The sequence below is a fragment of the Halomonas sp. B23F22_20 genome, assembly GCF_043496985.1.
Classification (GTDB): Bacteria; Pseudomonadota; Gammaproteobacteria; order Pseudomonadales; family Halomonadaceae; genus Halomonas.
In genome coordinates this window covers 53,534-66,784 of sequence record NZ_JBIEKH010000018.1, presented here as the reverse complement: position 1 = coordinate 66,784, position 13,251 = coordinate 53,534, and the positions used below count along the sequence as shown (strand labels likewise).

The following is a 13,251-nucleotide window of genomic DNA, read 5'->3' as shown; positions in this document are numbered from 1 at the left end:
CCCCGAATTCGGAGCCTTCCCGTGCAACGACTGACCAAGCAGTACATCGACAATCAGTGGATCGAAAGCCAGGGGCAGCGCCACCTGGCGGTGACCGATCCCTATCGCCAGCAAAAGATCGCCGAACTCACTGCCGGCGATGCGGCCGACGTCGACGCCGCGGTGATCGCCGCCCGGCGCGCCCTGCCCGGCTGGCAGGCACTGGGCGGCGAGCGTCGGGCCGACTACCTGGAAGCCTTCGCCGAGGCCCTCGTCGAGCGCCGCGAGGCGCTGATGCGCCTGTCGGTGACCAACAACGGCAAGGCCCTGGCCGAGGCCGCCATCGACCTCGACGACGCCATCGCCTGCTACCGCTACTACGCCGGCCAGGCCCGAGCCCTGGAGGCCCGCCAGGGGCGCCTGGTCGAGCATGGCATGGACGGCATCGAGGCACGCACCTACGAGGACCCGGCCGGCGTGGTCGGGCTGATCACGCCCTGGAACTTCCCGCTGGTGACCAGCGCCTGGAAGATCGCCCCGGCGCTGGCCGCCGGCTGCACGGTGGTGTTCAAGCCCTCCGAGGTCACCCCGCTGCCCGAACAGGCAGTGGCCGAGATCGCCGAGGCCATCGGCCTGCCGGCCGGGGTGCTCAACCTGGTGCACGGCGACGGCGAGGGCATCGGCGCGCCGCTCACCGCCCACCCCGGCATCGACAAGCTGTCCTTCACCGGCAGCAATGCGGTGGGCGAGAAGGTGATGCGTGCCGCCGCCGAGGGCACCCGCGGCGTGTCGCTGGAGCTCGGCGGCAAGTCGCCGATCCTGGTACTCGACGACGCCGAGGTCGAGGCCGCCGCGGACTGGGTGATGGCGGGCATCTACTTCAACTCCGGGCAGATCTGCTCGGCGACCTCGCGGCTGATCGTGCACGAATCACTGGCCGAGCCGCTATATGCGGCGCTGGCCTCGCGCATCGACGCCATACGCCTGGGCGACCCGCTCGCCGACGATACCGACATGGGGCCCATGACCAGTGTCCGCCAGCGCCAGGCCGTGGAAGGCTACCTGGCCATCGCCGCCGAGGAGGGGCTGGCCGCGGTGCGCGACGCCCGCCACCGCGAGCTGCCCGCCCGGGGCGAGTTCGTCGCCCCGACCCTGTACCGCGACGTGCCCGTCGACAGCCGGCTGTGGAAGGAGGAGATCTTCGGCCCGGTGCTGTGCGCCCGCAGCGCCGCGAGCGACGACGAGGCCATCGCGCTGGCCAACGACAGCGCCTTCGGCCTGGCCGCCACCGTGATCTCGGGCAGCGCCGAGCGCGCCCGTCGCGTCGGCCGCGCGCTGCGCGCCGGCAGCATCTGGATCAACAGCGAGCAGCTGGTGATGCCGGAAGCCAGCTGGGGCGGCTTCGGCATCAGCGGCATCGGCCGCGAGCTCGGCCCCTGGGGGCTGGCCGGGTACCTGGAGGTCAAGCACCTGATCGGCCCGGCGGACTGACGAGCGTCGGCTACGCAAGACACGCCGCCCCGGCCGCATGGTCGGGGCGGCGTCGTATGTATACCGAACACGCCGCGATGGAGCGTTCGGGTATATCGACGGACCATCGGCCGCATTGGTCGTGAACCCTGCTAGGCTGTTCGTCACAGCGGATCCGCCGAGAGCGCCGCGATCGTCACCGGCTAGCCCCAGACATCGGACAGAGGAGCGTCGCATGTCATCCATTGCACGATGCACCGGGGCGCTTGCGCTTGCGGTGAGCGGTTTCGCTATGGCCCAGTCCTCCCCGCAGAGCGCCACCGGCTGGATGGAGGGCTTCCCACCTCCCGAAGATCGCCTCATCCGTTTCACCGACGACGATTATTTTGCCGCACCCAAGCTTGGCTGGACGGTCTGTCATTTCCGTGAGCTGATGCCTACCGTCGGCGTACACGCGGGGACATCCGCGGCCAACGAGCTGCCCTATGCGCTGGATCCAGGCATCGACAAGATCGTCTTTCAGCCTCTCGATGGCCGCGACGAGATGACCTGGGCCGACGCCTTCGAGGCCAACCACACGGACGGCCTGCTGGTGCTGCATCGCGGTCGAGTGGTCTACGAGCGATATGCCGGCTGCCTGGACGAGTCCACCCTTCACGGCGTGATGTCGGTGACCAAGTCACTCACAGGACTGATCGGCGAGACGCTGGTGGCCGAAGGCACGCTGAATGAACAGGATCTCGTCGGCACGCTGGTGCCGGAGCTGGCCGACAGCGCCTTCGGTGACGCCACCCTGCGCCAGGTCCTGGACATGACCACCGCCCTGGACTACTCAGAGGACTACGCGGACCCCGAGGCCGACGTCTGGACCTATGCCCTCGCTGGCAGCCCGCTACCGCCTCCCGAAGGCTATGAGGGACCGCGCGGCTACTTCGCCTTCCTCGAGACAGTCGAGAAGGCCGGCGAGCATGGCGACGCCTTCGGCTACCGCACCGTCAACTCGGATGCCCTGGGCTGGATCATTGCCCGCGCCACGGGGAGACACGTGGCCGACTGGCTGGGCGAGCGAGTCTGGTCGAAGCTGGGTGCCGAACGCGAGGCCTTCTTCACCGTGGACTCGATCGGCACCCCCTTCGCCGGCGGCGGTTTCAACGCGACCCTACGCGACCTGGGGCGCCTGGGGCAGTTGCTCCTCGACGGTGGCCGACTGCACGGGGAGGCCCTGCTTCCCGCCGCCGCGATCGAGCGCATTCGCCGGGGAGGCAGTCGCAGCGCTTTCGCCAAGGCCGGATTCGGCGGCCTCGACGGCTGGAGCTATCGCAGCATGTGGTGGATCAGCCATGACGATCATGGCGCCTTCGCCGCCCGCGGGGTTCACGGCCAGACGATCTGGATCGATCCGACGGCCGACATGGTCATCGTGCGGCTGGCCTCGCATCCCGTTGCCGCCAATGCCGCCAACGATCCGACCTCCTTGCCCGCCTACCGGGCACTGGCCGACTATCTGCTGGAAACACCGGCGGCCCCGTGAGCCTTGCCGAGTCTTCGCGAGCGGCCCGCCCCGTGTCATCCACTCCGACGCCGCCCTGGCGGCGGTGGCCCTCGAGATAGCCGGCCGGCTCGAAGACCTGGGCATGTAGATAATCGTTGCTGATGTCGATCACCTGCCCCGTCGGGTGAATGCTCATCGGCCATGCTGGACGCTCCGCCCCGGACGGCGTCGTTTTCACGCTAGTCGCGGCCCTGCGGGGCGGCGCTGAGCGTCAGCTCGATGGCATCGTGACGCCAGTACTCGTCGTCGCAGTCCACGGCCCGGCCATTCTGGTCGTGATTGATGCGGGTGATACGCTGCGCCGGGCTGCCGGGCGCGGCGCGCAACGCCTCGGCGGCCCGCCCGCCGAGCACGGTGGAGCCCAGCTCGAAGCCGACCCGGCTGACGCGGATGGCATACTCCCGGCGATAGAGGTCGGTCAGCGAGCGGGCCGCCAGATCGAAGTCGAGGATGCCGGGGAAGCACTCGGGCCTCAGGTGATGCTCCACGTAGAGCACCGGCCGACCGTCGATCCGTCGGGCCCGGACGATCCGCTGGACCGGCGCCCCCACTACCAGTCCCAGTCGCCGCGCCACCACCGCCGTCGCCGGCACCTCGCGGGCCTCGAGCAGCGTCGTCTCGGCGCGGCGCTGCTGGGACTCGACCATCTCGCGAAACGGCAAGCAGGCTAGCAGGTCGTAGCGCAGCCGCGGCGGCGAGACGAACCAGCCACGCCGATTCTCCCGATAGATGCGCCCCTCGGCCTCCAGCTGGGTCAGCGCCTCGCGCAGGGTGATCCGGGTGGTGGCGAAGCGCGCCATCATCTGCCGCTCCGAGGGCAGGCGATCGCCGGCCGGCGGCGCCTCCGCCAGCATGGCCAGCAGGGCCTGGTGCAGACCACGCGCCTGGGGCGTCAGGACGGCATCCGGCGCAGTGGAACGGCTCTCGGCGGAAGAGGGCATGGCAAGGGCTCGCTGGCTGAACATCTGGTCTAGATCAATATTGCCACGACAGGGGAGATGGCAAAACGGCGGCAGTCTAGCGAAGGCCGGATGTCAGCCTGATGACAGCCGGCACATGACGAAAAAATCGCGAAAACAAGAGAGTAATGACCGGACACGGTCCTGCCATCGAACTGACACCGCGGCGTCATGTTCGGCGCCTAGAGTGCGCCCTGTCGGCCAAACTGAACTAGACCAGATGACCGGCTTCCCGAGTATCGCCACATCCGTTAACCGCATGGAGCCTCGCCGTGAAACCGTCTCGTCCGCTGCTTACCCGTCTTGCCCTGGGCTGCGCCCTGGGCACCACCCTCGTCGCCGGCCCGGCCCTGGCCGATGATGCCGAGCTGTCCGCCCTGATCGAGGCCGCCCAGGCGGAAGGCCGCGTCGACAGCGTCGGCATGCCCGACACCTGGGCCAACTGGCAGGACACCTGGGCCGACCTGGAGACCGAGTACGGTCTCGCCCACATGGACACCGATATGAGCTCCGCCGAGGAGGTCGCCAAGTTCAAGGCCGAGGGCGAGAACGCCACCGCCGACATCGGCGACGTGGGCTTCGCCTTCGGTCCGATCGCCGTCCAGCAGGGGGTCACCCAGCCCTACAAGCCCACCACCTGGGACGAGATTCCCGACTGGGCGAAGGACGAGGACGGCCACTGGATGCTGGGCTACACCGGCACCATCGCGCTGATGATCAACAAGGACCTGGTGCCCGAGGCGCAGCGCCCCACCGCCTTCGCCGACCTGAGCGAGGGTGACTACGCGGTCTCGGTGGGCGCCGTGGGCCAAGCCTCCCAAGCCAACAACGCCGTGCTGGCCGCCGCCTACGCCAACGGCGGCGATGAGGGCGACCTGGCCCCGGGCCTGGCGGTGTTCGCCGAGCTGGCCGAGCAGGGACGCCTCTCCCTGGCCGAGCCGAGCATCGCCAACCTGGAGAAGGGCGAGGTCGAGGTGGCCCTGCTGTGGGACTTCAACGCCCTGAACTACCGTGACCGGATCGACCGCGACACCTTCGAGGTGGTGATTCCCGCCGACGCCTCGGTGACATCCGGCTATGCCACCATCATCAACCGGCACGCCTCACACCCGAATGCCGCCAAGCTGGCCCGGGAATACATCCTCTCCGACCAGGGCCAGTTCAACCTGGCCGAGGGCTATGCCCGCCCGATCCGCGCCGAGCACCTGACCCTGCCCGAGGCGATCGCCGCCAAGCTGCTGCCCAACGCGCAGTACGCCAACGCCCGGCCGATACAGGACTTCGCCGCCTGGGAGCAGAGCGCCCGCGAACTGCCGCGCCAGTGGCAGTCCCGGGTACTGATCCACCAGCAGTAATCCCGCGCCCCGTCCACCATCGCCGCTTCCCACCCCGGGAAGCGGCCCGGAGTCCGTCATGTCACACCGCGTGATCCTGGTCGTCCTCGACGGCCTCAACCATGCCGTCGGCCGGCATGCCATGGGGCACCTGCACGCCCTGTGCGAGGCCGGCCGCGGCAGCTACCACAGCCTGGACTGCGAGCTGCCGGCCATGTCGCGACCGCTCTACGAATGCCTGCTCACCGGCGATCGGCCCGTGGATTCCGGGGTGGTCCACAACCAGGTGGTACGCCGCTCTCGCGGCACGAGCCTGTTCGACCTGGCGGTACGCCAGGGCCGGCGCACCGCGGCAGCGGCCTACCACTGGATCAGCGAGCTCTACCTGGCCGCCCCCTTCGACCGCACCCGGCACCGCTTCCACGAGGACGCCGAGAGCGCCATCCAGGCCGGGCTCTTCTACTGGCAGGACCATTACCCCGACGATCACCTGTTCAGCGACGCCGAGACCCTGCGCCGGCGCCAGGATCCCGACTTCCTGCTGGTACACAGCATGAACATCGACGACGCCGGCCACCGCCACGGCGGCGACTCGCCCCAGTACCGCAACGCCGCTCGCCACGCCGACATCGCCCTGGCCGACTACCTGCCCCGCTGGCTGGCCGAGGGTTACCAGGTGATGGTCACCGCCGATCACGGCATGAACGCCGACCGCTCCCATTCCGGCACCCTCGAGGAGGAGCGCCGGGTACCGCTGTGGACCTTCGGCGAGGCCTTCGCCCACCGCCCGGTGGAACGCCTGGAGCAGACCCGGCTGTGTGGCACCCTGGCCAGCCTGCTGGGCCTGGGCCACGACAAGCCCCAGCATCCCGAACTGCTGGCCGGCGGGAGCACGACGCCATGAGCCGCTTCTCCCCCGCGCTGCTGTGGCTCGCGCCCTTCGCGGTGGTCTTCGCGGCCTTTCAGCTGGCGCCGCTGGCCTGGGTCGGCGTCAGCGCCTTCCGGGTCGGCGACGGCTGGGGCCTGGATCACTTCCGGGAGATCGCCAGCTCGCCCTTCTTCCGCCAGGCGATCTGGCGCAGCCTGGAGATCTCGCTGGTCTCGAGCCTGCTGGGCCTGGTCATCGCCACCCTCGCCTGCCACAGCCTGACCCGCACCGACGGCCGGCTGCGGCGGCTGATGGTGGCCTTCACCAACATGACCAGCAACTTCGCCGGCGTGCCCCTGGCCTTCGCCTTCATCATCCTGCTGGGTGCCAACGGGGTGCTGACCCTGGCCCTGCAGCATCTGGGGGTGATCGAGGACTTCAACCTCTATTCGAAGGCCGGGCTGATCGTTATCTACACCTGGTTCCAGATCCCGCTGGGGATACTGCTGCTGTTTCCCGCCTTCGGCGGCCTGCACCCGGACTGGCGGGAGGCGGCCAGCCTGCTCGGCGCGGGGCGTCTAGGCTACTGGCGGCACGTCGGCCTGCCGGTGCTGTGGCCGGCCCTGGCCGGCACCCTGACCATCCTGCTGGCCAACGCCATGGGCGCCTATGCCACCGTCTACGCCCTGGTCAACACCAGCTACAACCTGATGACCATCCGCATCGCCAACCTGGTATCGGGCGACCTCTTCCTGCAGCCGAACCTGGCCAGCGCCCTGGCACTGGTGCTGGTGGCACTGCTGGCGGTGGTCACCCTGATCCAGCAATGGCTGCTGCGCAGGAGCTACCATGTCGCCGAACGCTGATCTCGCCCTGGCGCGGCCCGGCACCCGCCGCTTGACCCTGCCCTCCGCCCACGGCCTGGTGGTGCTCGCGGTGTTCACCCTGTTGGCGCTGCCTCTGGTGGCCACCCTGGGGTATGCCCTGGCGGCGAGCTGGGGCGCCAGCCTGCTGCCGGACGGCCTGACCTTGAGATGGTTCGCCGAGCTGTGGACCACGCCGCGGTTCCTGGCCGCCTTTGCCCGCTCGCTGCTGGTAGCCGCCGGCGCCCTGGCGCTTGCGCTGGTGCTGGTGGTGCCGGTGGCCTTCCTGGCGCATACCCGCTACCCGCGCCTGGATGCCTGGATGAACGGCCTGATCCTGATGCCCTTCGCGGTGCCGCCGGTGGTCTCCTCGGTGGGCCTGCTGCAGCTCTATGCCGGCGGGCCGCTGCCGCTGGTGGGCACGCCCTGGATCCTGATCCCCACCTACTTCACCATCGTGCTGCCCTTCATGTACCGGGCCATCGCCAACAGCCTGCGCGCCATCGACGTGGCGGCGCTTCAGGACGCCGCCCGCCTGCTGGGCGCCGGGCCGCTGCAGGCCTTCTTCCTGGTGGTGCTGCCCAATATCCGGGTCGGGGTACAGATCGCCATCTTCCTGTCGTTCTCCTTCCTCGCCGGCGAGTTCGTGTTCGCCAACATGCTGGTGGGCACCCGCTTCGAGACCCTGCAGGTCTACCTCAACAACATGCGCGGCGAGAGCGGCCATTTCACCAGCGCCCTGGTCATCACCCTGTTCGCCTTCACCCTGCTGCTGACCTGGCTGGGCAACCGCCAGGCCGGCCATGCCAAGGACACCGCCTCATGACGCCTACCATGACCACCGGCGCCCTGCCCGGCGCCCCCGTGTCGATGCCCTTCACCCGGGACGACGCCTCCGAGCAGGACGGCCTGATCCAGGGCCTACTGCGCGACCAGCAGGCCACCCGGGACTATCTGCGCCTCGAGGGCCTGGCCAAATGCTTCGGCAACACCCGAGTGTTCGAGGGCATCGACGCCGAGATCGCCCGGGGCGAGTTCGTCACCCTGCTCGGCCCGTCCGGCTGCGGCAAGTCGACCCTGCTGCGCGCCCTCGCCGGGCTCACGCCGCTGGATAGCGGCCGGCTGGTGGTGGACGGCAGAGACATCACGGCGCTGCCGCCCCAACGGCGCGGCATCGGCATGGTCTTCCAGCACTATGCACTCTTCCCCAACCTGCGGGTCGAGGACAACGTAGCCTTCGGGCTGCGCATGCAACGGGTGCCCCGCGAGGAACGCCAGCGCCGGGTCGAGGAGGCGCTGCGCCTGGTGGAGCTCGCCGACCAGGCGCGCAAGTATCCGCACCAGCTCTCTGGCGGCCAGCGCCAGCGGGTCGCCCTGGCTCGCGCCCTGGTGGTGGAACCGCGCATCCTGCTGATGGACGAGCCTCTGTCGGCGCTGGACGCGCGCATCCGCCGCCACCTGCGCGACCAGCTCCGCGACATCCAGCAGAGCCTGGGCCTGACCACCCTGTTCGTCACCCACGACCAGGAGGAGGCCCTGCTGATGTCCGACCGGATCCTGCTGATGCACGAGGGGCGCATCCTCCAGCAGGGCGACGCCGAGGCCCTCTATACCCGGCCGGCGAATCGCCACGCGGCGGGCTTCATGGGACACTACAACCTGCTCGAGGCCGAGCGGGCCCGCCCCCTGCTGGGCCGCCCGAGCGCCGCCCCGCGGATCGCCCTGCGGCCGGAGGCGCTCTATCTGGTGCCCGACGAGGACGACGGCCCGGCCCGCGAGGCGCTCCCCGATCGCCCGGGACCGGGTTGCCCGGGCATCGTCCGTCGCCGCCGGCTGCTGGGCAACATCGTGCGATACGAGGTGGACTGCCAGGGGATGCTCCTGAAGGTAGACGAACTCAACCGCAGCACGCGCCATCTATTGGCCGAACAGGCCGGGGTGACAGTGTATGCCGATCTGGACGAGGTACAGGAGCTGGACGTATGAGCGCGACACCCGAGGGGCTGACCCTGGCCCTGTTCGACCTGGACGATACCCTGCTCGACGGCGACATCACCGGACTATGGAACCAGTGGCTGATCGAGCGCGGCTGGATCGCCGACGCCGCAACCCATCGCGCGACCTGGGCCGCCCACATGGCCGACTACGCCGCCGGCACCCTGGACTTCGAGGCGCATCTGGCCTTCCTGCTGGCGCCCCTGGCCGGGCGCCCGGTGAGCGAGGTGGAGCAAGAGGTGACCGCCTGCCTGGAGGCCAGGGTGCTGCCGCGGCTATTCCCGGGCGGGAGAGCGCGGCTCGACTGGCATCGCCGCCAGGGCCACCGCACGCTGATCATTTCCGCCTCGACGGCCCAACTGGTCACGCCCCTGGCCCGGCGGCTGGGTTGCGACGCCGCCCTGGCCACCGGCCTGGAAGAGATCGACGGCCGCTATACCGGCCGGGCCAAGGGCACCCGCACCTTCCGCGATGGCAAGCTGCGCGCCCTCGAGGAATGGCTGGAAGACACCCCGGTGCGCGAGACATGGGGGTATTCAGATTCCCGCAATGACCTGCCACTACTCGAGGCCGTGGACCGCCCCCATGCCATTCACCCCGACGCCGCCCTGGCGGCGGTGGCGGCGCAGCGGGGGTGGGCGATGCCCTGCTGGCAGGAGGCGGCGACCGACGAAGGGGCCTGAACGCGAGCCGCGGCGTCGCCTGGAGGGTGCCGCGGGCGGGATGGCACCAAGGCCCGCTGCCGGCACCGGCAGCGGGCCCCGAGCGGTCTTACTCGTCGTGGCCGACCTTCAGCGTCGACTTCTTGGCACCGCCGTCGTTGGCCTGCCAGGAGAGGCGAATGTCCAGGCGATGGTAGTCGTCCTCCTTGCGGGCCGTCACCTTGAGGTTGATCAGCCCCTTGGGCGCGAGTCGGATCTCACCATCGTCGTCCGAGAACGACAGCAGCCCCTTGGCCAGCCCCTTGGTGATCGCCTTGAGGATCTCCTGGGCGCCCTTGATGCTTTGCAGCGATTCGTGCCGGAAGAGATTCTTCTCGGTCTTCATGAACGTCCTGCCTTGTGTTTGCTAGCCGAGCGCCCAGGCGCCCGGTGACCCGCGAGATAGCCTGCCGGCTCGAAGACCTTGGCATGCGGATAGTCGTTGCTGATGCCGATCACCCGCCCCGTCGGGTGGATGATGGTCACGCCCATCCCATGGCCCGCCAGGCCCTCCTTGCGCCGGGAATTGCGGTCGAGGGTGATGTCGCCCTCGATGTGCAGCATCCCGCGGCGAATCATCAGCCGTTGGCCGGCCGTCAGGTTGATATGGCCGTGCACCACGGCATGGATGCCCTCACGATAGGCGCCATCGACGCCACGCTCGGTGAGAGGAAAGTCGACCTTGCGATACTTGGTCCGCAGGGTGTTGGCCAACGGACCGTAATAGAACGCGAAGGGGTCCTCGACCACCAGCTCGGCAAAGCGCTGGTTCAAGGCCTCGATCCCTTCGCTCTCGATCAGCGCGGCGATGCTGTCATCCAGCCCCGCGTGCACGAAGAGGAAGGAGCCGTCGCGATGGGCCAGCTGCATCGCCTCGAAGAACCAGGCGAACTCGCCCTCCGGCCGCAGGAACAGCTCGCGCAGCCTCATCGCCGCGGCGTAGACCTGGCGCAGCGTCAGGCCGGCCTTCTCGCAGGAGGACTCGAAGCTCGCCACCTTCTTGCGCAGCCGCGTGAGCTCCTTGTCGATGGCCCTGTCGGACAGCCGCCCCCGGGCCATCTCCGGGAAGGCCTCGAACCAGTCGTCGCCGGGAAACAGACGCCGCCGGCATCCTTTCCTGCCCGGCACGCCGGCGAGCGGCGCGGCCTGCCCCTCCAGGTACTCGGCGTACACCTCCTTGAACAGCGAGATGGCCTTGTTGCCCATGCGCACGAAGAGATGTTCGGTGCGCGGGGAGCGCGCGTGCTCCAGGGCCATCAGCCCCATCAGCAGGCGCATGTCGTGGTTACCCGCCAACAACGTCACCCGGGCGCCGCTGTCCATCAGCCGGCGCAGGCTGCGCAGCAGCGTCAGGTTGCTCGGCCCCTTGTCCAGGCAGTCGCCGCCGATCACGAAGGTGCCCTTGCGCCCGCGCTTGGTCAGCGTGATCTCGTCGAGCCCGGCACCGGTCTGCTTCACCCCGCCGGAGGCCACCAGGGAGCCCACGAAGGCCTCGGCATCGGCATGGGGATCGGAGATGAAGTAGACGGGGCGCTCGGGCCAGCGCCAGGGGCGGTGGGAAACGGCCCGGCGCAGCAGCCGGGAGACCACCGCTGGCGAGCTGCCGCCGCGCGCCTGGGCATTGCGCCCGCCCGGCACCCAAGGCTCCACGGTGGTGGGCAACCCCTGGATCAGCGAGGGCGCGCCCCGATAGCGCAGCAGGCCGCGGGGAAACTCGCCGGGGTTCTCGTAACGGGCCTGCCCACTCGCCATCATCGGGCTCCTGGAAGAAGGAAATAACGGATCAGCGTATGGCCACGAGGTGACGATCGGATGACAGGCCGCTAATCCCGGTCGTCGGCAGCGCCAGCCCTCACCTTCCAGCACCCTCCGATATGGCGCCAGCGACCTTGGGCGTCGCGCTCCAGGTAGACCGGTACGGCGTGATACATGCTCAACCGAGCGATGTCGTCGAAGGCCAGCACACCGAGCCGATGGGCAGCGTGACGGAAGGCCGCCCCGTGGCCGATGAACAGCTTGAGCGTGTCCTGCCCGGCCCGCGCCGCCAGCGCGGCCATGCGCGATTCGAGATGCTCGGCGACGCGCTCGCCGGCTTCCATCAGCGACTCCGCGCCGGGCAGCGGCAGGCAAAAGTGACTGTTCGACTTCCAGTCCACCGGCAGCGCCTCGCAGCGCGGATCGGCCTCGACCGCCCGTGCGATCTGCTCGAGACTCAGGTTCGCCGCGCTGCCAAGGCCACGTTCGGCCAGCGCGACAACGCTCTCGACCCGCAGCTCCGACCCGCCCGTCGCTGCCTGGTAACCCACCTCGCGCAGCACCTCTCGCAGGCCCTCGGCGGTCTGCCAGGCGCGCAGCAGCTGGGAAGCATCGATCGTCTCGTCCAGCCGCCAGCCCTCGGCGGCCAGCGTACTGGCCACTGCATGGCCGGCCGCGGCGGCCTGAGCCTCGCCGCGTTCGGTCAGCGGGAACGGCTGGTGGGCGCTCGGCGTATCGGGCAACTGATGATAGTCGCCATGGCGGACCAGCGCCGCGATGGTGCGCGGCGGCCGGCTCACGGCGCGCCCTCGGCCGCGATTCGCGCCGCCATCGCCCGGAGCTCGCGCCTCAGGGCTTCGTTCTTGACCGACTCGGCGGCCTGCTCGGGCGAGCACCAGCGACGGGCCCGATGCGGCTCCGCGCGGGCATGCTCCGGCTGCTCGGCCTCGACGTGCATCGCGAACAGCGTCACCTCGCAGCTCGCCCCCCACTTTGCCTGGCGATAGCGGCCCGGCGCCACGGCGGCGATCGCGCCGCTGACGCCGGCCTCCTCACCGGCTTCCCTCAGCGCGGAATCCTCGGGGCTCAAGCCCGGCTCGACGATGCCCTTGGGCAGGCTCCAGTGGCGGTTGCTGCTCGAGCCGATCAGCAGGAGCTCGAGCGCGCCAGCGCGCCAGCGATAGGGCAGCACGGCGGACTGGGTATAGTAGTAGGCCGGGCGCTCGCGGCGCTCGGCACCGTCCGGAAAGGGATAGGCAAAGCCCTCGGGCAGCGCACGCACGCGACGGATCTCGACCAGGCGAGCGCCGCCGGCGTCCAGCGCAGCCCAGTCATCATCGAGCAACAGGCGCGCCATGGCCGCGGTGGGCAGCACCTTGCCGTCGTCAGGCACGGCGGGCGACGCGGGCAATAGCCAGTCGAGAAAGGCCTCGAGGCCGGGGTTGTGGCCCACGACCATCAGGCGCGAGATGTCCTCCGGACAGCGCCGCACCACCGCCGCCAGCGCCTCAGGGCCGGCCTCATAGAGGCTCGGCTCGACCGTCACGACGTCGCGGGTCAGGCCCATGGCCTTGGCGCACTTCTCGGCAGTGGCCAGGGCACGCTCCGCGGGAGAGGTCAGTATGCGCTGCGCCACCCAACCCTGCTCGGCGAGCCAAGCCCCCATGCGCTGGGCGCCGAGCTTGCCACGCTTCTTCAGCGGGCGCTCGAGATCGCCGACCGGCACCGACCAGTCGGACTTGCCGTGGCGCAGCAGCGCAAGCTCGCGAGGCATG

At 69.7% G+C, this 13,251-nt stretch carries 13 protein-coding genes; 8 read left to right on the top strand and 5 right to left on the bottom strand.

The genetic code is table 11. The features are described 5' to 3' along the window. The first annotated feature begins 21 nt into the window (after positions 1 to 21). The gene (locus ACGTN6_RS15380) at positions 22 to 1,470 is read left to right on the top strand and encodes an aldehyde dehydrogenase family protein (RefSeq protein ID WP_394593159.1); all 1,449 of its coding nucleotides are present in this window, start codon (positions 22 to 24) and stop codon (positions 1,468 to 1,470) included. A gap of 214 nt (positions 1,471 to 1,684) precedes the next feature. Further along, positions 1,685 to 2,980, top strand: coding sequence for a serine hydrolase domain-containing protein (locus ACGTN6_RS15375; protein ID WP_394593156.1), 1,296 nt, complete (start codon positions 1,685 to 1,687; stop codon positions 2,978 to 2,980). 200 nt (positions 2,981 to 3,180) lie between these two features. Here ACGTN6_RS15375 and ACGTN6_RS15370 read toward each other — a convergent pair whose 3' ends face one another. Further along, complete coding sequence (locus ACGTN6_RS15370; RefSeq protein ID WP_394593153.1) at positions 3,181 to 3,942, bottom strand: UTRA domain-containing protein; 762 nt, start codon at positions 3,940 to 3,942, stop codon at positions 3,181 to 3,183. A gap of 290 nt (positions 3,943 to 4,232) precedes the next feature. Between ACGTN6_RS15370 and ACGTN6_RS15365 the strand changes: the two genes are divergently transcribed. From ACGTN6_RS15365 to ACGTN6_RS15340, 6 genes are read left to right on the top strand one after another with little or no spacing between them, the layout of a single operon-like run. Beyond that, positions 4,233 to 5,315, top strand: coding sequence for an ABC transporter substrate-binding protein (locus tag ACGTN6_RS15365; RefSeq protein WP_394593150.1), 1,083 nt, complete (start codon positions 4,233 to 4,235; stop codon positions 5,313 to 5,315). 58 nt (positions 5,316 to 5,373) lie between these two features. After that, positions 5,374 to 6,198, top strand: coding sequence for an alkaline phosphatase family protein (locus tag ACGTN6_RS15360; protein WP_394593147.1), 825 nt, complete (start codon positions 5,374 to 5,376; stop codon positions 6,196 to 6,198). Next, the gene (locus ACGTN6_RS15355) at positions 6,195 to 7,028 is read left to right on the top strand and encodes an ABC transporter permease (protein ID WP_394593144.1); all 834 of its coding nucleotides are present in this window, start codon (positions 6,195 to 6,197) and stop codon (positions 7,026 to 7,028) included. The genes ACGTN6_RS15360 and ACGTN6_RS15355 overlap by 4 nt, the downstream gene beginning before the upstream one ends. After that, positions 7,012 to 7,851, top strand: coding sequence for an ABC transporter permease (locus tag ACGTN6_RS15350; RefSeq protein ID WP_394593142.1), 840 nt, complete (start codon positions 7,012 to 7,014; stop codon positions 7,849 to 7,851). Before ACGTN6_RS15355 ends, ACGTN6_RS15350 begins: the two co-directional genes overlap by 17 nt. Continuing rightward, the gene (locus ACGTN6_RS15345) at positions 7,848 to 9,011 is read left to right on the top strand and encodes an ABC transporter ATP-binding protein (protein ID WP_394593139.1); all 1,164 of its coding nucleotides are present in this window, start codon (positions 7,848 to 7,850) and stop codon (positions 9,009 to 9,011) included. The genes ACGTN6_RS15350 and ACGTN6_RS15345 overlap by 4 nt, the downstream gene beginning before the upstream one ends. After that, entirely contained in the window at positions 9,008 to 9,703 is a 696-nt protein-coding gene (locus tag ACGTN6_RS15340) for an HAD family hydrolase (protein ID WP_394593136.1), read from the top strand. Before ACGTN6_RS15345 ends, ACGTN6_RS15340 begins: the two co-directional genes overlap by 4 nt. 88 nt (positions 9,704 to 9,791) lie before the next feature. Here ACGTN6_RS15340 and ACGTN6_RS15335 read toward each other — a convergent pair whose 3' ends face one another. The 4 genes from ACGTN6_RS15335 to ACGTN6_RS15320 all read right to left on the bottom strand — a co-directional run bounded on the left by ACGTN6_RS15335 (position 9,792) and on the right by ACGTN6_RS15320 (position 13,250). Further along, a complete protein-coding gene (locus ACGTN6_RS15335; RefSeq protein ID WP_394593133.1) occupies positions 9,792 to 10,067 on the bottom strand; it encodes an amphi-Trp domain-containing protein in 276 nt (91 codons plus the stop codon). Continuing rightward, positions 10,064 to 11,473: a metallophosphoesterase gene (locus ACGTN6_RS15330; protein WP_394593130.1), complete on the bottom strand. Its 1,410-nt coding sequence runs from the start codon at positions 11,471 to 11,473 to the stop codon at positions 10,064 to 10,066. Before ACGTN6_RS15330 ends, ACGTN6_RS15335 begins: the two co-directional genes overlap by 4 nt. Positions 11,474 to 11,544: 71 nt before the next feature. Further along, positions 11,545 to 12,276 (bottom strand): histidine phosphatase family protein, encoded by a 732-nt coding sequence (locus tag ACGTN6_RS15325; RefSeq protein ID WP_394593128.1) that lies wholly within the window; start codon positions 12,274 to 12,276, stop codon positions 11,545 to 11,547. Next, positions 12,273 to 13,250 carry an NUDIX domain-containing protein gene (locus ACGTN6_RS15320; protein ID WP_394593125.1) on the bottom strand — a complete coding sequence of 326 codons (978 nt, stop codon included), beginning with the start codon at positions 13,248 to 13,250 and terminating at the stop codon, positions 12,273 to 12,275. The genes ACGTN6_RS15325 and ACGTN6_RS15320 overlap by 4 nt, the downstream gene beginning before the upstream one ends. Position 13,251 lies beyond the last annotated feature (1 nt).

Bases quoted from the DNA above. Each gene is read 5' to 3' on its own strand.
- ACGTN6_RS15355 (WP_394593144.1), top strand. From the start codon at position 6,195: ATGAGCCGCTTCTCCCCCGCGCTGCTGTGGCTCGCGCCCTTCGCGGTG.
- ACGTN6_RS15370 (WP_394593153.1), bottom strand. From the start codon at position 3,942: ATGCCCTCTTCCGCCGAGAGCCGTTCCACTGCGCCGGATGCCGTCCTG.
- ACGTN6_RS15360 (WP_394593147.1), top strand. From the start codon at position 5,374: ATGTCACACCGCGTGATCCTGGTCGTCCTCGACGGCCTCAACCATGCC.
- ACGTN6_RS15375 (WP_394593156.1), top strand. From the start codon at position 1,685: ATGTCATCCATTGCACGATGCACCGGGGCGCTTGCGCTTGCGGTGAGC.
- ACGTN6_RS15350 (WP_394593142.1), top strand. From the start codon at position 7,012: ATGTCGCCGAACGCTGATCTCGCCCTGGCGCGGCCCGGCACCCGCCGC.
- ACGTN6_RS15330 (WP_394593130.1), bottom strand. From the start codon at position 11,473: ATGGCGAGTGGGCAGGCCCGTTACGAGAACCCCGGCGAGTTTCCCCGC.
- ACGTN6_RS15345 (WP_394593139.1), top strand. From the start codon at position 7,848: ATGACGCCTACCATGACCACCGGCGCCCTGCCCGGCGCCCCCGTGTCG.
- ACGTN6_RS15340 (WP_394593136.1), top strand. From the start codon at position 9,008: ATGAGCGCGACACCCGAGGGGCTGACCCTGGCCCTGTTCGACCTGGAC.
- ACGTN6_RS15335 (WP_394593133.1), bottom strand. From the start codon at position 10,067: ATGAAGACCGAGAAGAATCTCTTCCGGCACGAATCGCTGCAAAGCATC.
- ACGTN6_RS15320 (WP_394593125.1), bottom strand. From the start codon at position 13,250: ATGCCTCGCGAGCTTGCGCTGCTGCGCCACGGCAAGTCCGACTGGTCG.